Source organism: Bradyrhizobium sp. 141 (genome assembly GCF_023074055.1).
Lineage (GTDB): Bacteria > Pseudomonadota > Alphaproteobacteria > Rhizobiales > Xanthobacteraceae > Bradyrhizobium.
In genome coordinates this window covers 76,488-94,814 of the sequence record NZ_JADPKR010000114.1, presented here as the reverse complement: position 1 = coordinate 94,814, position 18,327 = coordinate 76,488, and the positions used below count along the sequence as shown (strand labels likewise).

The 18,327-nt window shown below is 63.9% G+C and carries 21 protein-coding genes; 6 read left to right on the top strand and 15 right to left on the bottom strand.

Annotated elements, in window-relative coordinates:
• Nucleotides 1–122: 122 nt before the first annotated feature.
• The 4 genes from gfa to xoxF5 all read right to left on the bottom strand — a co-directional run bounded on the left by gfa (nucleotide 123) and on the right by xoxF5 (nucleotide 4,301).
• A complete protein-coding gene (gene gfa / locus IVA81_RS38420; RefSeq protein ID WP_247328330.1) occupies nucleotides 123–686 on the bottom strand; it encodes an S-(hydroxymethyl)glutathione synthase in 564 nt (187 codons plus the stop codon).
• A gap of 33 nt (nucleotides 687–719) precedes the next feature.
• Nucleotides 720–1,829 (bottom strand): S-(hydroxymethyl)glutathione dehydrogenase/class III alcohol dehydrogenase, encoded by a 1,110-nt coding sequence (locus IVA81_RS38415; protein ID WP_247328326.1) that lies wholly within the window; start codon nucleotides 1,827–1,829, stop codon nucleotides 720–722.
• A 64-nt stretch (nucleotides 1,830–1,893) separates the two neighbouring features.
• Entirely contained in the window at nucleotides 1,894–2,424 is a 531-nt protein-coding gene (locus tag IVA81_RS38410; RefSeq protein ID WP_247328305.1) for a c-type cytochrome, methanol metabolism-related, read from the bottom strand.
• Between the two features lie 71 nt (nucleotides 2,425–2,495).
• Nucleotides 2,496–4,301 carry a lanthanide-dependent methanol dehydrogenase XoxF5 gene (xoxF5, locus tag IVA81_RS38405; protein ID WP_247328284.1) on the bottom strand — a complete coding sequence of 602 codons (1,806 nt, stop codon included), beginning with the start codon at nucleotides 4,299–4,301 and terminating at the stop codon, nucleotides 2,496–2,498.
• 515 nt (nucleotides 4,302–4,816) lie between these two features.
• Here xoxF5 and IVA81_RS38400 point away from each other — a divergent pair.
• Nucleotides 4,817–5,785, top strand: a complete 969-nt coding sequence (locus IVA81_RS38400) for a helix-turn-helix domain-containing protein (RefSeq protein ID WP_246918083.1) — start codon at nucleotides 4,817–4,819, stop codon at nucleotides 5,783–5,785.
• A gap of 27 nt (nucleotides 5,786–5,812) precedes the next feature.
• On the opposite strand, the gene IVA81_RS38395 is transcribed toward IVA81_RS38400, so the two are convergent.
• From IVA81_RS38395 to IVA81_RS38370, 6 genes are all read right to left on the bottom strand, one after another.
• Entirely contained in the window at nucleotides 5,813–6,235 is a 423-nt protein-coding gene (locus IVA81_RS38395) for a hypothetical protein (RefSeq protein WP_247328280.1), read from the bottom strand.
• A 147-nt stretch (nucleotides 6,236–6,382) separates the two neighbouring features.
• On the bottom strand, nucleotides 6,383–7,372 hold the full coding sequence (locus IVA81_RS38390) for a tripartite tricarboxylate transporter substrate binding protein (protein ID WP_247328277.1): 990 nt from the start codon (nucleotides 7,370–7,372) through the stop codon (nucleotides 6,383–6,385).
• A 110-nt stretch (nucleotides 7,373–7,482) separates the two neighbouring features.
• On the bottom strand, nucleotides 7,483–8,496 hold the full coding sequence (locus IVA81_RS38385; RefSeq protein WP_247328274.1) for an FUSC family protein: 1,014 nt from the start codon (nucleotides 8,494–8,496) through the stop codon (nucleotides 7,483–7,485).
• Between the two features lie 293 nt (nucleotides 8,497–8,789).
• Nucleotides 8,790–9,719, bottom strand: a complete 930-nt coding sequence (locus IVA81_RS38380; protein ID WP_247328272.1) for a transporter substrate-binding domain-containing protein — start codon at nucleotides 9,717–9,719, stop codon at nucleotides 8,790–8,792.
• Complete coding sequence (locus IVA81_RS38375) at nucleotides 9,716–10,072, bottom strand: cytochrome c (RefSeq protein ID WP_247328592.1); 357 nt, start codon at nucleotides 10,070–10,072, stop codon at nucleotides 9,716–9,718. The genes IVA81_RS38380 and IVA81_RS38375 overlap by 4 nt, the downstream gene beginning before the upstream one ends.
• 11 nt (nucleotides 10,073–10,083) lie before the next feature.
• The gene (locus IVA81_RS38370) at nucleotides 10,084–11,748 is read right to left on the bottom strand and encodes a methanol/ethanol family PQQ-dependent dehydrogenase (RefSeq protein WP_247328269.1); all 1,665 of its coding nucleotides are present in this window, start codon (nucleotides 11,746–11,748) and stop codon (nucleotides 10,084–10,086) included.
• Between the two features lie 331 nt (nucleotides 11,749–12,079).
• On the opposite strand from IVA81_RS38370, the gene IVA81_RS38365 reads away from it, so the two are divergent.
• The 5 genes from IVA81_RS38365 (at nucleotide 12,080) to IVA81_RS38345 (ending at nucleotide 14,577) form a co-directional block, all read left to right on the top strand.
• Nucleotides 12,080–12,472, top strand: a complete 393-nt coding sequence (locus IVA81_RS38365; RefSeq protein ID WP_247328266.1) for an EF-hand domain-containing protein — start codon at nucleotides 12,080–12,082, stop codon at nucleotides 12,470–12,472.
• 141 nt (nucleotides 12,473–12,613) lie between these two features.
• Nucleotides 12,614–12,943: a hypothetical protein gene (locus IVA81_RS38360; protein WP_247328227.1), complete on the top strand. Its 330-nt coding sequence runs from the start codon at nucleotides 12,614–12,616 to the stop codon at nucleotides 12,941–12,943.
• 228 nt (nucleotides 12,944–13,171) lie between these two features.
• Entirely contained in the window at nucleotides 13,172–13,252 is an 81-nt protein-coding gene (pqqA, locus tag IVA81_RS38355) for a pyrroloquinoline quinone precursor peptide PqqA (protein WP_012029362.1), read from the top strand.
• A gap of 24 nt (nucleotides 13,253–13,276) precedes the next feature.
• Nucleotides 13,277–14,182, top strand: coding sequence for a hypothetical protein (locus tag IVA81_RS38350; protein ID WP_247328225.1), 906 nt, complete (start codon nucleotides 13,277–13,279; stop codon nucleotides 14,180–14,182).
• Between the two features lie 185 nt (nucleotides 14,183–14,367).
• On the top strand, nucleotides 14,368–14,577 hold the full coding sequence (locus IVA81_RS38345) for a hypothetical protein (protein WP_092261818.1): 210 nt from the start codon (nucleotides 14,368–14,370) through the stop codon (nucleotides 14,575–14,577).
• A gap of 9 nt (nucleotides 14,578–14,586) precedes the next feature.
• On the opposite strand, the gene IVA81_RS38340 is transcribed toward IVA81_RS38345, so the two are convergent.
• From IVA81_RS38340 to IVA81_RS38320, 5 genes are read right to left on the bottom strand one after another with little or no spacing between them, the layout of a single operon-like run.
• Nucleotides 14,587–14,937, bottom strand: coding sequence for a hypothetical protein (locus IVA81_RS38340; RefSeq protein ID WP_247328222.1), 351 nt, complete (start codon nucleotides 14,935–14,937; stop codon nucleotides 14,587–14,589).
• Nucleotides 14,938–14,963: 26 nt separating this feature from the next.
• The gene (locus IVA81_RS38335) at nucleotides 14,964–15,758 is read right to left on the bottom strand and encodes a pentapeptide repeat-containing protein (protein ID WP_247328218.1); all 795 of its coding nucleotides are present in this window, start codon (nucleotides 15,756–15,758) and stop codon (nucleotides 14,964–14,966) included.
• 48 nt (nucleotides 15,759–15,806) lie between these two features.
• A complete protein-coding gene (locus IVA81_RS38330) occupies nucleotides 15,807–16,547 on the bottom strand; it encodes an ABC transporter ATP-binding protein (RefSeq protein WP_247328213.1) in 741 nt (246 codons plus the stop codon).
• On the bottom strand, nucleotides 16,537–17,274 hold the full coding sequence (locus tag IVA81_RS38325; protein ID WP_247328193.1) for an ABC transporter permease subunit: 738 nt from the start codon (nucleotides 17,272–17,274) through the stop codon (nucleotides 16,537–16,539). Before IVA81_RS38325 ends, IVA81_RS38330 begins: the two co-directional genes overlap by 11 nt.
• A 1-nt stretch (nucleotide 17,275) precedes the next feature.
• Nucleotides 17,276–18,274 (bottom strand): ABC transporter substrate-binding protein, encoded by a 999-nt coding sequence (locus tag IVA81_RS38320; protein WP_247328190.1) that lies wholly within the window; start codon nucleotides 18,272–18,274, stop codon nucleotides 17,276–17,278.
• Between the last annotated feature and the right edge of the window lie 53 nt (nucleotides 18,275–18,327).

Sequence of the window (18,327 nt, the reverse complement as noted above, 5' to 3'; positions counted from 1 at the left end):
CGCCGCGATCGTCCCGGGGCCGGGGCCCGTCCGGTTCGCTGGCGCTGATCGAGGTCAGCGAGCGGACGGGGTTCGGCGAACGTCTGGGGCCTTGCTCAGAAGGCCCTCTTAAGCAGCCTTGCTCAAGCGGCCTTGGCTTTGGCGACGTGGGTCGCGATCGCGTCCATCAGCGCCGGTGACAGGCAATCATAGGGCTCGAGCCCGATTTCCTTGATCCGCGCGCGAATTCCAGCCATCTGCTCAGGCTTCACGCCCGCCTCGATAATCGAGGAAACGAAGGCGGCGAATTGCGGCGCCTGCGAGCCCTGCTCCTGGAACAGCTCGGGATGGATGAAGTCGAGACCGTAGAACGGGTGGTCCTTGTTCTCGATGCGGCCGTACATGTGCGTGCCGCAGGCCTTGCAGGCGTGACGCTGGATCACCGCGGAAGCATCGACGACCTGGAGCTTGTCGCCGTTCTCGAGCACGGTGACGTTCTGGCGCGGCACAACGGCGACGACGGAGAACGTCGCGCCCTGCGGCTTCCAGCACTTGGTGCAGCCGCAGGCGTGGTTATGCGCGACGTCGCCCTTGATGCCGACCTTGACCTGGTGGTCCTTGCATTTGCAGGCCAGCGTGCCGCCGGCGAAACTGCCGCTGCCCTGTTTGAGGCCGTTGTCGATCGTAGGGTGGAGTGCAACAGTCATGGGTCGATCCTCCTTGGGGGTGACGCTTTCGAGCTAGAACACGACGACTGAACGGATGGATTTGCCCTCATGCATGAGGTCAAAGCCCTTGTTGATCTCCTCGAGCTTGAGCACGTGGGTGATCATCGGATCGATCTGGATCTTTCCGTTCATGTACCAGTCGACGATCTTCGGCACGTCGGTGCGGCCGCGCGCGCCGCCGAAGGCCGTGCCGCGCCAGTTGCGCCCGGTGACGAGCTGGAACGGGCGGGTGGCGATCTCCTTGCCGGACTCGGCAACGCCGATGATGATCGAGGTGCCCCAGCCGCGATGGCAGGCTTCCAGCGCCTGGCGCATCACGGTGGTGTTGCCGGTGCAATCGAAGGTGTAGTCGGCGCCGCCGTCGGTGAGGCCGACGAGATGCTGGACGATGTCGCCGGTGATCTTCTTGGGATTGACGAAGTCAGTCATGCCGAACCTGCGGCCCCAATCCTCCTTGGCGTCGTTGATGTCGACGCCGATGATCTTGTCGGCGCCGGCCATCTTGGCGCCCTGGATCACGTTGAGGCCGATGCCGCCGAGGCCGAACACGACCACGTTGGAGCCTGGCGTGACCTTCGCGGTGTTGACGACGGCGCCGACGCCGGTGGTGACGCCGCAACCGATGTAGCAGCTCTTGTCGAAGGGGGCGTCCTCGCGGATCTTGGCGACCGCGATCTCCGGCAGCACGGTGAAGTTCGAGAAGGTCGAGCAGCCCATGTAATGGTAGACCGGCTTGCCCTTGTAGGAGAAGCGGCTGGTGCCGTCGGGCATCACGCCCTTGCCTTGCGTCGCGCGGATCGCGGTGCAGAGATTGGTCTTCTGGCTGAGGCAGCTTTTGCACTGCCGGCATTCCGGCGTGTAGAGCGGGATGACGTGGTCACCCGGCTTCACCGAGGTTACGCCGGGACCGATTTCGCGGATGATGCCTGCACCCTCATGGCCCAGGATCGACGGGAAAATTCCCTCGCTGTCGAAGCCGTCGAGCGTATAGGCGTCGGTATGGCAGATGCCCGTCGCCTTGATCTCGACCAGAACTTCGCCGGCCTTCGGGCCTTCCAGATCGAGCTCGACGATCTCAAGCGGCTTTTTGGCCTCGAAAGCGACGGCAGCACGTGTCTTCATCGTAAACTCCTCAGATTCTCATGGGGCGCCAAGAGGTCGTCTCGGCAGTCCGCGTAGCGTAGCTTCACTTGTTGCCCATGCAGGCGTCTTCCGCCTTGGTGTAGGCCTCTGTCTTCTCGTCCTTCTTGGAGGGACGCTGCCGGCCCCATGCTTCGGTGGAGCGGGCACGCAGATAGACGTACAAGTCGTCCATGTAGCAGGCGACGTTCGGATTATCGCCGAAGGCCGGCATGACGTTCTCCTGCGCGGTCGAGATGTTCTTGCGACCCGAGGCGACCACGCCGAGGAAATCGCCATAGCTCATCGTCTTGACGGAATCCTTGAGCGCCGGCGCGTAGGTGGAGCCCATGCCGTCGGGGCCATGGCAGACGTGGCAGTCGGAGTGATAGCGGCGGTAACCGGAATAGGTGAACCAGTCCACGGCGCCGTCCGCCGAAATCTTGTAGGTCGGAATTCCTTCCTTATCGAGCCACTTTCCGTCGTCTTCCTTCTTCACGGCGGTCGGGTCGCCCGGACCGTCCGCGACCGCAATTCCTCCGGACGCAACCAAGATCGTCGCAGCAATGACAGAGCAGATTTTACGCAAGAGATTCATCCTCGAAGGTGCCCAGGGGAGACGAGCCGGCGCGTGGGGTTAATCCACGCGCCGGAGCGATGCTGATGGGCCTAGTTCGGCAGCGAGAACACGGTCAGCGTACCGCCGAGTGCCGTGTAGTTGCTGAGGGCCGCGTAGCCACCGACTGCGCCGAGACCTGCGGTCGGATCGGTCAGACCGGCCGCCAGACCGATGCCGGCCCAGCCGCCGACGCCGGAGAGCACTGCGACATACTGCTTGCCGCCGTTCTCATAGGTCGTGACGTTGCCGATGATGCCGGAGGGAGTCTTGAACTTGTAGAGCTCCTTGCCGGTCTTGGCATCGACCGCCTTCAGGTAGCCTTCGAGCGTGCCGTAGAACACCACGTTGCCGGCGGTTGCGAGCGCACCCGACCAGACCGAGAACTGCTCCTTGTTCGACCAGACGATCTTGCCGGTCTTGCCGTCCCAGGCGATGAAGTTGCCCATGTGGCTTTCACCCTGCGGCGGATACATCGAGAGCGTCGCGCCCACATAGGGCTGGCCCGCGGTGTAGCTCACCTTGAACGGCTCGTAGTCCATGCAGACGTGGTTGGTCGGAACGTAGAACAGCTGCGTGTCCGGCGAGTAGGCTGCCGGCTGCTCGTCCTTGGTGCCGAGCGCGGCCGGGCAGATGCCCTTCACGTTGTGGTCCTCGCCCGCCTTGTCGGTCGAAGCTGCGTCGAGCACCTTCGGACGGCCGTAGGTCGGCGAGTTCTTGTCCATGTCGACGCCGGAGGTCCAGTTCACCTTCGGATCGTACTTTTCGGCGACCAGAAGCTCACCGTTAACGCGATCGAGGGTATAGGCGAGACCGTTACGATCGAAATGCGTCAGCAGCTTGCGCGGCTGGCCGTTGATCGCCTGATCCGAGAGGATCATCTCGTTGACGCCGTCATAGTCCCACTCGTCGTGGGGCGTCATCTGATAGACCCACTTGGCAACGCCGGTATCCGGGTTACGCGCCCAGATCGTCATCGACCATTTGTTGTCGCCGGGACGCTGCTTCGGATTCCAGGTCGAGGGGTTGCCCGATCCGTAATAGACGAGGTTCAGCTCGGGATCGTAGGAGATCCAGCCCCAGGTGGCACCGCCGCCGATCTTCCACTGATCGCCTTGCCAGGTCTTGAGGCTCGAGTCCTTGCCGATCGGCTTGCCGAGCGCGGTGGTCTTCTCGGCGTCGACCAGAAGCTGGTCATCCGGGCCTTCCGAATATCCGCGCCATGCCAGCTTGCCGGTCTTGATATCGTAGGCCGACATATGAGCCTGGACGCCGAACTCGCCGCCGGAGATGCCGATCAGCACCTTGTCCTTGATGACCATGGGCGCCGACGTGCCGGTCTCGCCCTTGCTGGGGTCGCCATTCTTGACGGTCCATGCGACCTGACCGGTCTTGACATCGAGCGCGACGAGGGTGGTGTCGGCCTGATGCAGGAAGATCTTGCCGTCGCCGTAGGCCAGGCCACGGTTAACCGTGTCGCAGCACATCACCGGGATGACGTTCGGATCCTGCTTCGGCTCGTACCTCCAGACGATCTTGTTCTCCTGCGAAAGGTCAATGGCGTAGACCTTGTTCGGGAATGGGGTGTGAACGTACATCATGTTGCCGATGATCAGCGGGCCGCCCTCATGGCCGCGCAGCACGCCGGTCGAGAAGGTCCAGGCAACCTGGAGCTTGCCTACGTTCTGTGCGTTGATCTGGTTGAGCTTGGAATAGCGGGTATTGGCGTAGTCACCGGTCGGCATCACCCAGTCTTTCGGGTTCTGCGACATCTTGATCAGCTCGTCATTGGCCGACGCGCTCCCGACGGCGAGAGCCGCCGCTGAGCCAAGAAAGGTCGCCAGTAGCACCTTGCGCATAGTCATTCCTCCGTTGGTCTCGTTTATTGTTTCCGAAGCATTACTGATTCACCGGGCTTCTCGTCCGGCGTCTGCTCGTGCAGGGCGGTCACGTTTGGGACCAGAAACGATGCTGGGCTGTTTCCTCCTCCTGATGAGAGCCACGGGTCCACGTGCAGGAGCGGCCCGTTCTTATTGTTCCTGCCGCAATCCCTAACGACTTCGTCGTCGGGAAACTTGCCCAAGAGAGAAGCCGGTTTGCTCGACAGCGCACGGAGGAAAAGATTTTGATTTTGCAGTAGCGAATTCAGCGGCTTCCGCGCGGCATCGAGGCCGCCTTCAACGGTCAGGTTCCCCTTGACGGCGCTGCAACTAAGGCGGAGGATTAACTTTCAAGGGTGGCAATGGAACGATGGCGCTCGTACCAAGAGACCGCTCAATTTCGAGGTAAACGTCACGCAATCACGGCTGAGGGCTCCGGAAGCGCTGGGTCGCGATTCGCGTCGAATCTCCGGATCAAACCAGTGGCTGGATTAATGTCCGACACCATTCACACGCTCTCGACGACCGGTATGACGCCGAAGCGCCAGATCCAGAGCTGGATCGACGGGCTGACGAGCCTGTGTGGGCATTTCGACGTCGATCCGTTGGAGGCGTCCTCGCTCGAAGGCCGCATCGACTACACGAGCGTCTCGCGCCTGAAACTCTGCCAGATCGAGGTGAGCCAGCATCGCATCGCGCACACGCTGGCGCGCGCCAAGGCCAATGAACACCCCTACATCAAGATCCACTTCCAGACCTACGGCGTGTCCTATTTCGAGCAGGAAGGCCGTCACATCGAAATCAACCCCGGCGATATCATCGCCTATGACGTCTCCTGCCCGCATTCGATCATCAGCCCGGCCTTCACGCGTCACGACGTGGTGATCGTGCCGAAGGCGCTGCTGCGCGACCGCGGATTCCCGTCGCAGCGAATGCCCGCCTGCAAGCTGTCGTCGAAGACGGGCACGGGGCGGATCGCCCACGATTTCGTCCATGCGACCTTCGACGAGGCGGCCAAGCTGTCGGCGAACAGCGCGGTCGGCGTCGCCGATTCGCTGATCGACCTGTTGCTGCTGCCGCTGCGCGAAGCCGACACAATGTTCGACCGGGTCGGGCCCGAGGCGATGTATGTGCGCGCGCAGTTCTTCATCCGCGAGCACCTGCGCGATCCGGATCTGTGCATCGACCAGATATCGACCGAGCTGGGCTGTTCCAAGCGCTATTTGCACATGCTGTTCTCGGAGCGGGGCACCACGGTGAGCGATTACATCTGGCAGGCGCGCTTGCAGAATTGTCGCCAGGAGCTCGAGGCCCACGCCGGCAAGACCATCACCGACGTCGCGTTCTCATGGGGCTTCTCCAGCTCATCGCATTTCAGCCGGGTGTTCCGGAAATACTTTGGCGTGGTGCCGTCCTCGATCCACAAGGCCCAGCAGGGCGCGGCGGCCTCGGGCGAGCACTAACGCGCGCTCTGGCGATCGCGGTGCCGCTCACGCGGTGGCAATGTAGGGGATGCTGGCGAGCAGAGCGGCAAGCAGGACTGCGTTGCACAGCATCCCGCTCCAATGCAGCCGGCGCAGCCGACGCGGGGCCTCGGTGTCGCCTGCATTCCCCGCACTGAGCTGGTCGTCCATCCTCTGCATGAACCAGCCGCGTCCCCAGATCGCCAAGGCTGCAAGCAGGCCGACGACTGCGGCGAAGACCAGCCGTCCGGCAACGAGGAAAGCCACCGTCCCGATGATTCCGGCAACGCCCATAACCAGGAAATGAGCGTTGAACATCCCGCGCAGCAGCAGCGCCACGGGCCGGATGTCGAGCTTCACGAGCAGGAAAGCGGGTGAGGCCAGCGTGAAATAGCCCATCGGAAACAGCAGGATGATCATGGCGGCTATGGCGACGGGATCCGGCGTCATGCGATCGGCCTTTCTCCTCCGCGCCGGGAAGGTCTCCCGGCGGCAACGCAGGATCATAGCCGCAAGGAAGGTTTCGGGCACTAGGCTTTGGTCCGAAGACGGGACCCCGAAGGGCGGCCGGCGCGGCGTTAAGCTTCGCCTCCGGCCTCAGGCCGGCTCGAGGCCGAGCGACTTTGCGCTCTCGATCCAGATCGGCAGCTCGCGCTGGTACAGTTCGTTGGTCTCCTTGAAGCCGATCGCGGGTTCGAGCACGAAAGTGGCGAGAACCTCCTTCACTTTCGGATCGTTGTTGGCCGCGACGCAGAGCTCCGCCAGGCGGTCGACGATCGGCTGCGGCGTTGCCTTGGGCACGGCCCAACCCGAAAAGCCGCTCACGGTGAAGAATTTCGACGTCGCGCCCTGTTCGGGAAGAGTCTTGATGGTCGGGATCGCGTCGACCTTCTTCGAATGCACCGCGAACACGGTGCCGCGGTCGCTTTGCAGGACCGACTGTGCCGCGGTGTAGCTGCCCATTGCGGCATCGAGCGTGCCTTCGAGCATCCCCGTCCACATCGGGGCCTCGCCGCGGTAATGGACCGGCTCGATGTTGAGGCCGTACTGCTTGTTGAGCTCGTGGATCGTCATGTGTGGGGCCGAGCCGGCGCTATAGGTGCCGAAGTTCACCCTGCCGCTCTTGCGCGCGAAGGCGACGAAATCCTCCAGCGTCTTGACGCCAGTCTTGGGGTTCGCCACCAGCAACAGGCCGGCGCCCGGAATGACGCTGACGAGCGTCAAATCCTTGTCCATGTCGTAGCCCGGATTCTTCATCACCACCCGGTTCATGATGTAGGTGGTCGAGATCGAGCACAGCATGGTGTGGCCGTCGGGCTCGGCGCGGGCGACCTCTGCCGTCCCGATCGCGCCGGAGGCACCGGGCTTGTTTTCGATGACGACGGTCTTGCCGACCTGCTTGGAGATGAACTCACCATAAGCGCGCGCGAGCAGGTCGGTCTGCCCGCCGGCGGGATAGCTGCAAATCATGCGAATCTGCCGCGTCGGCCACGCCGCCTGCGCCGAGGCGCTGCGCAAGACGAAAGGCATCGCGATTGCGCCGGCTCCGGCGGCGATGAAATGGCGGCGATCGAGCTTTGCGGACATGATTCTCTCCCAAATTGCCGGGCAGGGTACTGCACCAGGCAGGCGCTGCCATGGCCATCAGGCGAGACAGATTGGCGCATTCGAAAGGCCGTGCTGTGTCTGTTCGGGCGTCATCCGGACGATCGCACCTTTCGCGTCACACGCTGCCAGACGATTTCGGTCAGGGCCACCGCAATCAGGCCAAAGGTGCCGCCGATCAGCACGTTGGCGATACGCTCCTCCGCGATTCCGCTGGCGCCGCCGGCGAAAGAAGCGGCCAGCGCAATGAAGAAGCAGCGCAGGCCGAAGCCGACGATGTAGCGGGAGAAAGAGATCAGCGTGAGGGTGGCGGCGAGAACCGCGAGGGCATAGCCGACCCGGCTTTGCGGCAGCACGATTCCGGCAAGGAAGCCAAGCGGCACGCCCACAAGCGCGCCGATCGCGCGCTGCTTCAGCTTGTCGGTGGAGGCAGCGAGATCGCCGACCACGACGCTCGCGGCCGACCACATCACCCATTGTCCCTGCGCGAGGTCAAGGATCTCGACCAGCACCGCCGCGGCGAACACCGCCATGGCCGTTGCCGTCGCAGGGAGAAACCATCCGGCGGCGGGCAACCCGAACGAGATCGCCGCGCCATCGCGTTGCTGGTCGTAGATCCGGATACCGCAGACCAGCGCCAGCGCAATCGGAGAGGACGCGATGATCAGGCCGGCATGGCGCAGCGCTTCCGACGCGCTTGCGCCCTCCCGCACCTCGCAGGCGAGATAGACCGCGGGGATGAATACCCAATTGCCCAGCGTGCGGAAATGCTCGCCATGGCGCGTCGCCGCCACCGCGAGGAAACCGGCGAGCGCCGTCAGCACTGCGAAGAGCGGCTTGACAGGGCTTGCGAGGAAAAGCGCGGCAAAAGTGACGAGGATGGCGAGATAGTGCCAGGCGATAACCTTTGGCGGCAGCTTCAGCCTGAGCGCCGGAATGAGCAGGGAGACAGCGACCAGCCCGAGATTGAGCAGTGCCGTTTCACGCGCGATGAAATAGGCGCCGACCATCGGGCCGACGACGATCAGCGCTCGCGCCAGTTCGCCGGGCTTGAGCTCGCGGGAGAGGACGTCGCGCAGGCCTGCGGCGGAGGTTGACGAATTCACAGGGCACCAAAGGGCGAAATGAAACCGCAGGCATCTTACGGTTCGCCGCATGGCCAGACCAGCTTGGAGACGATGCTCTTTGCTTCGTCATTGCGAGGAGCCCGCGACAAAATTGCGAAGCAAATTTTGCGCTGGCGACGAAGCAATCCAGAGTGTCTCCGCGGAGAGATTCTGGATTGCTTCGCTGCGCTCGCAGTGAGGATGGAGGGGCAGTGCGAGCGCCGTATCTCGCTCTTCTTCCCCGGCTCTGCGGAGCGTCACTGCGTGCCGCACCACGTCCGGACAAGAGAGCCTCACCGCTGAATGATCTTCGTCCAGACGTCGCCCAGAATCGCCGGCTCGCGCGGCGGCAGATAGGTGAGGCCGGCCTGTCTGCCGAATTCGGCGATTCTGCCCTCGGCCGCGAGGGCGCTAAGCGCCTTGTTGACGGCGTCGATCAGCGCGCCATCGCTGGCAAGCCCGACATAGCCGCGATTGGCGCCGATCGGATAGTAATAGCCGGACGCCGTGAGCGCCGTGTCGGGGTGCGCGGCGCGATGGGCGTCGAAGCGCGCAAGGTCGATCAGCGTCGCGTCATGGTCGCCGCGCTGGAGCGCGCCCAGCAGGTCGTCGCGGCCGGGGACGAGATGGGTGATGCTGTCGATCAGCCGCCCTTTCTCGAAGGTCATCAGGATGGCGTCGCCGAGCGAGCCGCTTTCGACGACCAGGCGGAGCCCGGCGAGATCGCCGATGTCGCCGATCTTGCGGCCGCTTGCTTTTGGCCCGAGCACCACCGTCATCGGCGAATAGACGTAAGGCTGGCTCGGCGCGAGCACGCCGAGCGCGACGCGGCGCCGCCGATCGTCGCGCGTCGCTCCGGCGAAATCCGGCAAGCGCGCCGTCTTCATCCCGGGGACGACGAGCGAATCCTGGGTCAGCGCATAGCCGCCGACGAGTGAGCAGCGCCTATCGGAGAGCAGCGCGTTGGCTTCGAGCTGTGGGCTCGAATCCTCGTCCAGCTTGCTCTCGAACCACTGGATCGTCAGCGGCCGTCCGAGCCGCTCCGCGATCGCCTGCGCCAGCAGCACGTCGAAGCCGGCATCCGGCTTGCCGCGCTGATGCATCGAGAGCGGCGGCCGGTCCTCGTCGAGACAGATCTTCAGGGGATCGTCGGCCGCAAGCGCGATCGACGTCATCGTCGACAGAACGGCAGCGAGGCTCCATGCAACATGCCGGCCTCTCATGGCTTTCTCCGGCTCGAGATGAAGGCCCAGAGATCGCCGATCTGATCGTCGGTGAGGATGTCGCCCCAGGGCGGCATCTTGTTGTTCTTGCCGTTCTTCACCGTGGTGACGAAGCGCGTCCTGTCGTCGGGGATGACGCGCAGATCCGGCGTGATGGCGCCGGAGTTCATCAGGTTCGGGCCGTGGCAGTGCGAGCACTTCTCGGCATAGGTCGACTTGCCGTGGTCGATCTGCGCCTGCATGGGATTGCCGGTTGGCTCGTCGGCGGCACGAACGGTCGCCGCAAGCGCGACCGTCAGCGCCAGGGCGGCGGCGAAGATCGCCGCCGTCCTGTCAAACATTTCTCTCAGCATCATGCCGCGGATTACTGCTTGACCGCAAAGACCCACAGCGAGCCGCCGGGCGGCACCTTGGCAAGCCGCTCGTCGCCGGAGAACAGCGAGTAGACGCCGCCGTAACCGCTGGTCACCGCGACATACTGCACGCCATCCTGCTGCCAGGTCACCGGCTGGCCCTCGATGCCGGACCCGGTCTGAAACTGCCAGAGCTTCTTGCCGGTGTCGGCGTCGAAGGCCTCGAACTCGCCGGTCAGTGCGCCCGAGAATACGACGCCGCCGGCGGTCGACAGCACGCCCGAGAAGCGTGGAATGTCGCTCGGCGCTTCCCACTTCGACTTGCCGGTCATGGGGTCGATCGCCTTGAGGTGACCGCGCGGTCCATCTCCGAACTCCCAGGGATCGGTCAGGTCCATGCCGAGATACCATTCACCCTGCTTGAAGGTGACGGGCTCCGCCTTGTACTTGCCGCCGAAGTTGAGCGTATTGGCGTAGGCAAGGCCGGTCTGCGGATTGAACGACATCGGCTCCCAGTTCTTGCCGCCGAGGATCGACGGATAGACCGTCACCTTCTTGCCCTCGCGGGCCTCCTTCGACACGTCGGTCTCGATCGGACGTCCGGTCTTCATGTCGATGCCGGTCGCCCAATTCACCTTCACGTAAGGATTGGCCGCGAGCAGCTTGCCGTTGGTGCGGTCGAGCACGTAGAAGAAGCCGTTGCGGTTGGCATTCATCAGCGTCTTGGTCGGCTTGCCCTCGACGTTCACATCCGCGAGCACCATCTCGGCGACCGCGTCATAATCGAACGGATTGTTCGGCGAGAATTGGTAGTGCCACTTGATCTTGCCGGTCTTGGGGTCCATCGCCAGCACGGAGCAGGTGTAGAGATTGTCGCCGGGGCGCACCGCCGAATTGAACGGGCCGGGATTGCCGATGCCCCAATACACGGTGTTCAGCTCGGCGTCATAAGACCCGGTGATCCAGGTCGAGCCGCCGCCGAGCTTCCAGGTGTCGCCCTTCCAGGTGTCGCCGCCGGGCTCCTCCGGCGAGGGGATCGAATGGGTGCGCCACAGGTGCTTGCCTGTCGCCGGATCCCAGCCGTCGATGAAACCTCTTGTGCCGAACTCGGCGCCGGAGATACCGGTGATGACGACGCCGTCCGCAACCAGCGGGGCCACCGTCATTGAATAGCCTTCCTTGATGTCGGCGGCCTTCTGACGCCACAGCTCCTTGCCTGTCTTTGCGTCAATCGCAATCACGTTGGCATCGAGCGTCGTACGAAACAATTTGCCTTCGTGGATTGCGACGCCGCGATTGATGATGCCGCAGCAGACGATTCGGGGCGTCTCGGCGGGATATTCGATCTTGCTCTTCCAGATCTGCTTGCCGGTCTTGGCGTCCACCGCCATGGTCGCATTGTGCGAGGTCACATAGATCACGCCCTGATAGACTATGGGCTGGGATTCCTCGCTCCGATCGTCATTGAAGGAGTAGTTCCAGACCGGGACGAGGTTCTTGACGGTGTCCTTGTTGATCTGATTCAGCGTCGAGAAGCGCTGCAGATTGTAGCCCATCCCGTAATTGAGAACGTTCGATGTATCGGTCGCGCCTTTGACCAGTTGTTCGGTGGTCTGTGCGCTTGCACAAGTCGATGCAAGCATGACGAGGCTCGCGGCCATCGCAAAGCGTTTCATCCGTTCCTCCCAATATGCGCGCCTTTTGACGCCGCGGAAGCAAATCTCCGTCGGAAACCAAAACGCGTCAATACGAAAGTCGTAAGTGTCGTGCCAATATCGTTGAATGCGATGGCCGGTCACCTCATGGAAACCGGCTCCACTTGCGCGGAGACGCTGGGAAATTCCGGGCTACGAAGCAGCTCCGGTCGAACTGGTCTGGGCGAGCGGTCGGATTCCGCGAGTTGTGGGCGCGCGTAAGTTGCATTCCGGACTTGAACCGGGAGCCGCTTGTGGATTTATCTGGTTGCTGCCCCGTCTCGCACTGGGGATCTTTGTCTGGGAGGTCTTGATGATTTCGCGTCGCTCAATTGCGCTTGCGCTCACGATTGCTTTGTTGTCCGGTCCGGCATGGCCGGCCGCCGGCAACGCGGTCAAGTTGTTCGATACCGACAATGACGGCACGCTCGATCTTGCCGAGGTGAAGAAGGCGGCCGCCGCATTGTTCGCAAAGCTCGATCCCGATCATGACGGCACGCTCGATGCGCGCGAATTGCGCGGACGGTTGACGCCGAAAGAACTCGCCGCCGCCGATCCTGACCGGGATGGGACCCTGACGCTCGACGAATATTTGTCCGTGGTCGAGCAGCGCTTCAATGCAGCCAATCCCGACAAGGATGGAACGCTGGATGCGAAGGAGCTGAACTCGCGCGCCGGCCGCGCGCTGCTGCGATTGTTGCGGTGAGCGCAACGGAACAGAGGTGACGAGGGCGGCTTTTTGCGAGCATTTCCGCTCCGACACTCGGAACATCGGGCAGCTCGGCCTGTTCTCCTCGCGATGTCCTGCCAGCGCCGGGGCAGCGCCGCGGGAGAAGAGGAGACACAGATGAACACGAAACGTTCCGTTTTTGCCGCCTGCGCGATCCTGACGTTGAGCGCCGGCGTCGCCATCGCCGGCCCATGCAACACGGGCAGCGCCAGCACTGACAAGGATGCTGGTTCTGGTCCGGTCACCGTAGGCTCGGCGCAGTCGCACTCGTCCAGCTCAGCGGGCGATGCCAGCCAGCATCCGCCGACCAGCACAATGAATCGTGCGAGCGGTGAAACGCCGGCGTCATCCGAAGATGCGCAGCGGCAGATGCAGAGCCAGCCGACGGCGGCTCAGCGAGCCGACGGTGCCAAGCCGGACGCCGCAATGGCCGACAAGGGCTGCTGACGGCGCGGCGCCGTTGGTGTCGATTCGACGCGCGGTGCGTCGCACAAGGCCGCGTCTTGCAGGTCGTGTTTGACCAAGAGGGAACTGGCTTTGTCCCAGAGAGAAATGCAGTCGCGAAGAATCGACACAGACGCGCTCGACAGCCGAATCGAGGCTTGAACTGCATCTGATGCAGCCCTAGGTTTTGCGCCGCGCGATGTCGCGCTCAATACCTTGGGGAGACCCCGAATGGCTTGGAAAGCTCCGAAGATCGTGGAAGTGCCGGTCGGCATGGAAATCAACATGTACGCCTGCGCTGCGCGCAAGTAAGACTGACGACCTGCCGCGGCTTCGATGGCAAACGCCGTCGAAGCCGTGGTAGTGTCAGGAATGCGCGCGAGAGCCAACAGCTTCTGGACTATTGCTGCCTGCACGGTCGCGCTTCTACCCGCATGCGTCAGCGCCGAAGAGGCCTTCGATACCGAGCACATCTTCGGCTTCATGATCGGCACCGATGTCGGCAATCCCGGCGAACGCGAATTCCAGACCCAGACGACAGGGCGCTTCGGCAAGGGCGGCGGCACATATCGCGCCCTCGAGCACGAGTTCGAGATCGAAGTCGTTCCGCTGCCGAACTTTCGCGTCGAGGTCGGCGGCACGGCCAGCTTGCACGACATCACCGGCGTCCCCGATATCGACGACCGCCGCCAGCTCAACTTCCAGGGGGCTTCGCTAGACCTGCGTTATCGCCTGCTCGACCGCGAGCGCGCGCCGTTCGGTCTCACCATCGCCGCCGAGCTCCATGGCGACCGCATCGACGAGACCAGCGGCGCGAAAGGGCGGATGTACGGCACCGAATTTACCCTCGCCATCGACCGCGAACTCATCCCGAACTTCGCCATCGGCGCCCTCAACCTGATCTATCAGCCGGAATGGGCACGCTTCGAGGTGACGGGGCAGTCTGAGAAGAGCTCGACGATCGGGGCGGCGTTTGCCGGCCTGGTGCGCGTGCGACCCAATGTGCTGCTCGGCGGGGAGCTACGCTACTTCAGGCAATATGAAGGCATCGGCCTCGGGGAGCTTTCAGGCCAGGCGCTGTTCGTCGGCCCGACCGCTTATTTCCAGCTATCCGAGCGCTCACGGCTCACACTGAGCTGGAGCATGCAGGCCTGGGGCCGTCCGGCCGGGTCATCCGCAAATCTCGACCTCGTCAATTTCGAGCGCCACCAGGCCCGGATGGTGTTCGGGGTTAACTTTTAGGTCGGGAGGTCGTCATGCCCGGGCTTGTCCCGGCCCGACGACGTAGAGGCCTCGGCGTTCTGCTTCATAGCAAGGAGACGAGAGGCAGTTCCCGGCCCATGATCGCTCACCCAGACTTGAAACTTCCCCCTCCGTGGAACGTAACCTTTCGTGCTAATCTCGATCGCCCTTGCGAGGATCCCGGCATGAACCCGATTGACCTGGTGGTGACTGTGTGTGCGGTGCTCTCGCCTGCGACCTGCGAGGAGCAGCATCTGATGTTCAACTATGGTGGGTCGCCGCGGCAATGCGCGATGGCCGCGCCGCCCTATATCGCGCAATGGGTTGGCGACCATCCGAAATGGCAGGCGGTGCGGTGGCGCTGCGAATATCCGCACCCGAACGACAGGGCGTAAGGCGTCTCGCTATTTACTGCAGTCCTTCAGATCCTTGTCGGCGATCGAGAACACTGCGTCCGCCCTGATCTCGATGTCGCGAACGACGCACTGCCGCGCATTGGGATAGCTGACCTTGGCGTCGTAGCGGCCCGGCTCGACGCCGGTGATGCGCAGCCGCTCGTCGTGGTCGACCTCCTTGTCCTTGTCGTTCAAGCACTGGTTCGGGCCCCAGTCGGTCTTGCCGGCGGGTGAGAGCTGGAAGCCCGAGATCGTCTCCGTCGTGAGATTCCACAGCCGGATGCCCTTGCCTTTGCCTTGCGCGGCGGCTTCGCCGGCAAACGCCAGCAACAACGCGATCAACACCAGAGCCCAACGCATCAAATCGTCCTCCCAAGGCGACGCCGCTATTGTCTGATCAGGCGCTCGCGGTTCTTTGCCTTGTCGAAATTCTTGGCGCGGTCAAGGCCGATCGGTGCAATCAGCTTGGCGGAGGTGAGGTCGGCGCCCTCGAAATCGGTGTCGATGACGGTTGCCCCGGTCAGGTCGGCGCCGCCGAGCTGGGCGTTCCGGAGTGACGCGCCGGTCAGGTCGGCCCCCTTGAGGGAAGCAAATTCGAGATCGACCCGGGACAGGTCGGCGTTGCGCGCGTTCAACTGCGCCAGATTGGCCGATCGCAGCACGGCGCGTATCAGTCCCATCGACTGGTTGCGCATGTCGGCGCCGAGATGCGCATCCGCGATCGTCGCGCCGACCAGGCTCGCGCCGCTGAGATCGGCCGCAATGCGCGCGCCAGTCAGATCGGCGCCGTCGAGGTGAGCGCGCGCCATCTGCGCAGCGAACAAATTGGCGCCCTTCAGGCTTGCGCCCGTGAGATCCGCATCCAACAGCCACGCCTGATCGAGGATCGCCCCGTCGAGCCGGGCGCCGGCGAGTTTCGTCTTGTTGAGCCGTGCCGTGCGGAGAATTGTCTTGGTCAGGTCGAGACCACTGAGATCGAGCCCCGATAACCGCCTGCCGGTCAAATCGGCCGGCGCGCCGGCGCTCGCATTGGCCAGCGTAGCCTCGACCTCCTGCCGGCTCATCTCAGCGGAGACCATGGCGGGCGAGGTGAGGTCGACGTCACGCATCATGTCCTGAGCGCTCGCCAGGGTCGCGACGAGCGCGAAGCCAAGCGTCGTCAGAGCTGCGGTTCGTCTCATCGTCAGGCTCCGCTACCGGCCAGTTTAGCACACGCGCCGCGCGGTTGCCTATGAGACATCCCGCCCGGAGCGTTCGCCGCCCTGTTCACCCTGAACTCGCCGCGCGAGTCCGGCCTTGATCGCGGCAATTGCGGCGTCGCCGCGTGCCTCGCGCGGGATGCCGATGGGGACCTCGGCCAGAATGCGCGCCGGCCGCGGCGACAAAAAGAACAGGCGGTCGCCGAGCCGGATCGCATCGTCGAGACTGTGGGTGACGAGCAGCGTCATCACCGGACGGCTCGCCACCAGCGTTGCGATCTCGTCGCGCAAGCGGCCGGCGAGCGCGTCGTCGAGCGAAGCGAGGGGCTCGTCGAGCACCAGCAGATCAGGCTCGACAGCGAAGGCGCGGGCGAGCGCGACGCGCCGGGCAAGGCCCAGCGACAACTCGCCGGGAAAGTGGCTGCGATGCGCGTCCAGCTCCAGAATCCTGAAAAGCTCCGACAGCTTTGCCTCGGTCACGTCGGGCGCAGCCAGCCGCACATTCTGCTCGACCGAACGCCACGGCAACAGCCGCGGCTCCTGGAACACCATTCCGATCCGCGCCTGCGGTGGCCGCGCGACATGGCCCCTGAAATCGCCATCGAGCCCGAGGATGATGCGCAGCATCGTGCTCTTGCCGCAGCCGGACGGACCGATGAGTACGCCGACCTCGCCGGGGCAAAGCGCGAATTTGAGCGGCGCGAGCACCTCGTGCGTTCCGCCCGCGGCACTCCTGAACGTCTTGCCTGTGATATCGACCTCAAGCCGCACGGGGCCGCCACCGTGTTGCGCGAGCTTCGAAGGGCTGCACCAGCAAGGTTTCGATCACGAGCACGACCGCGGCGAATGTCAGCGAATAGGCGAGCAGTCGCGGCGTGTCGAACAGCTGAAAAGCGACGCCGATCTCGAAGCCGACGCCGTTCGGACGCCCGAGCAGTTCGGCGACCAGCACGATCTTCCATACCAGCGACAGTCCGGAGCGGGCAGCTGCGGCGATGTAGGGCGCAAGCTGCGGCAGCGCGACATGGCGGAATGCGCGCCAGCGCGGCATCGCGAACACGCTCGCCATCTCGTCGAGCGAGCGGTCGAGCGCGCGGGTGCCCTCGCGCAAGGTGACGACCGCAGTCGGCAGCTTGTTGATGGCGATTGCCGCGATCGCTGCGGTCTCGGTGAGGCCGGCCCAGATATAGGCCAGCACGATCACGACCAGCGCGGGCAGGTTGAGCAACAGGATCAGCCAGGGATCGCCGAGCCGGTCGGCGAGCCTGACCCGTCCCATCAGATAGCCGATGGCGCTGCCGAGCGACATCGCCAGCACGAAGGCGAGCGTGACGCGCGCCAACGTGGCGCCGAGATGCAGGAACAGCGCCCCCGATGAGGCTTCCGCGATCATCACTTGGAGCACGGCCGGCGGGGAGGGCAGCTTTGCGCCGCCGACGAACAGCGCGGCAATCCACCAGATCGCGAGGAACAGGGCGAACGACAGAAGACGCAGCACCTCAGTCTCCAGGCACGGCGTGATAGAACGTGCCGGGATCGAGCTCGGCGGCGGGGCCGACGAGGTCGCGGCCGCCGGTCTCGGCCAGCACGCGGTAGAGTACACGCGCATCTTTCTCCTCGTCGTCGACGCTCCGGAGCGGAATGCCGTCGCGATAGCGGTCGCGATAAGTCTTCAGCAGGGTGGCATCGCTCGTGCCGGTCAGCGGCGCGATTTTGTCCCAGGCCGCATCCGAGGTCACCAGCAGTTGCTTGGCCTTGCGGGTCATCGCGATGAAGCGCGCTACCGCTTCGCGATGGCTCGCGGCCCAGCTCTCGTCGAAGACATAGCCGACCGCGGAGACCGCGCCCTTGGCGCCTAGCTTCGGCAGGATGTCCTCGATGCCGGCGAGGCGCCTAAAACCCTTGGCTTCGAGCTGGGCGCAGAAATTCCAGAAGTTGAGGCTCGCATCCATCTCGCCGTCGAGTGCCTTGGCGGTGATCAAGGGCGGGGCGCCATAGACGATGCTTGCCTCCGACTTCAGGTCGATGCCGTCCTGCTTCATGCGCGCCTGGAGCAGCAGCCAGCTCTTGTCGATGGCTCCGCCGGCGACGGCGAGCTTGCGGCCCTTCAGGTCGGCGAGCGACTTGATCGGCGAGGTGGCCGGCACCATCACCGCACCGAGCGCACTGGAGTAGGGATAGAACGTGAGCTTGGCGCCGAGCGCCCGCTCGCGCGACACCCACAGCCAGTCCGACAGGATGATGTCGGCGCTGCCCGCGCGCATCGCGATCTTGCCGGCCTCGGTGCTCGCGAGCTCGGTGACCTCCAGCGCGAGATCCGCTTCCTTGTCGAGACCGCTCGCACGGATCGCGGCCAGCTCCCAGGAGAATGTTCCGGTCTTCTGCACCGCAAGGCGGATCGTATCCGCGGCGCGGCCGGGTGCGGCTAGCGTCAGCGCCAGCGTCGTTGCGAGCGCCAATGTTCGACCAAGTGCCCTTATCACACCGAGTGCTCTCATCACCTTGTGAGCCGTTTCCTCTGACAGAGTGCTTTTCAGGACAATACGCATAG

Bases quoted from the DNA above. Each gene is read 5' to 3' on its own strand.
- gfa (WP_247328330.1), bottom strand. From the start codon at position 686: ATGACTGTTGCACTCCACCCTACGATCGACAACGGCCTCAAACAGGGC.
- IVA81_RS38415 (WP_247328326.1), bottom strand. From the start codon at position 1,829: ATGAAGACACGTGCTGCCGTCGCTTTCGAGGCCAAAAAGCCGCTTGAG.
- IVA81_RS38410 (WP_247328305.1), bottom strand. From the start codon at position 2,424: ATGAATCTCTTGCGTAAAATCTGCTCTGTCATTGCTGCGACGATCTTG.
- xoxF5 (WP_247328284.1), bottom strand. From the start codon at position 4,301: ATGCGCAAGGTGCTACTGGCGACCTTTCTTGGCTCAGCGGCGGCTCTC.
- IVA81_RS38400 (WP_246918083.1), top strand. From the start codon at position 4,817: ATGTCCGACACCATTCACACGCTCTCGACGACCGGTATGACGCCGAAG.
- IVA81_RS38395 (WP_247328280.1), bottom strand. From the start codon at position 6,235: ATGACGCCGGATCCCGTCGCCATAGCCGCCATGATCATCCTGCTGTTT.
- IVA81_RS38390 (WP_247328277.1), bottom strand. From the start codon at position 7,372: ATGTCCGCAAAGCTCGATCGCCGCCATTTCATCGCCGCCGGAGCCGGC.
- IVA81_RS38380 (WP_247328272.1), bottom strand. From the start codon at position 9,719: ATGAGAGGCCGGCATGTTGCATGGAGCCTCGCTGCCGTTCTGTCGACG.
- IVA81_RS38375 (WP_247328592.1), bottom strand. From the start codon at position 10,072: ATGCTGAGAGAAATGTTTGACAGGACGGCGGCGATCTTCGCCGCCGCC.
- IVA81_RS38370 (WP_247328269.1), bottom strand. From the start codon at position 11,748: ATGAAACGCTTTGCGATGGCCGCGAGCCTCGTCATGCTTGCATCGACT.
- IVA81_RS38365 (WP_247328266.1), top strand. From the start codon at position 12,080: ATGATTTCGCGTCGCTCAATTGCGCTTGCGCTCACGATTGCTTTGTTG.
- IVA81_RS38360 (WP_247328227.1), top strand. From the start codon at position 12,614: ATGAACACGAAACGTTCCGTTTTTGCCGCCTGCGCGATCCTGACGTTG.
- pqqA (WP_012029362.1), top strand. From the start codon at position 13,172: ATGGCTTGGAAAGCTCCGAAGATCGTGGAAGTGCCGGTCGGCATGGAA.
- IVA81_RS38350 (WP_247328225.1), top strand. From the start codon at position 13,277: ATGGCAAACGCCGTCGAAGCCGTGGTAGTGTCAGGAATGCGCGCGAGA.
- IVA81_RS38345 (WP_092261818.1), top strand. From the start codon at position 14,368: ATGAACCCGATTGACCTGGTGGTGACTGTGTGTGCGGTGCTCTCGCCT.
- IVA81_RS38340 (WP_247328222.1), bottom strand. From the start codon at position 14,937: ATGCGTTGGGCTCTGGTGTTGATCGCGTTGTTGCTGGCGTTTGCCGGC.
- IVA81_RS38335 (WP_247328218.1), bottom strand. From the start codon at position 15,758: ATGAGACGAACCGCAGCTCTGACGACGCTTGGCTTCGCGCTCGTCGCG.
- IVA81_RS38320 (WP_247328190.1), bottom strand. From the start codon at position 18,274: ATGAGAGCACTCGGTGTGATAAGGGCACTTGGTCGAACATTGGCGCTC.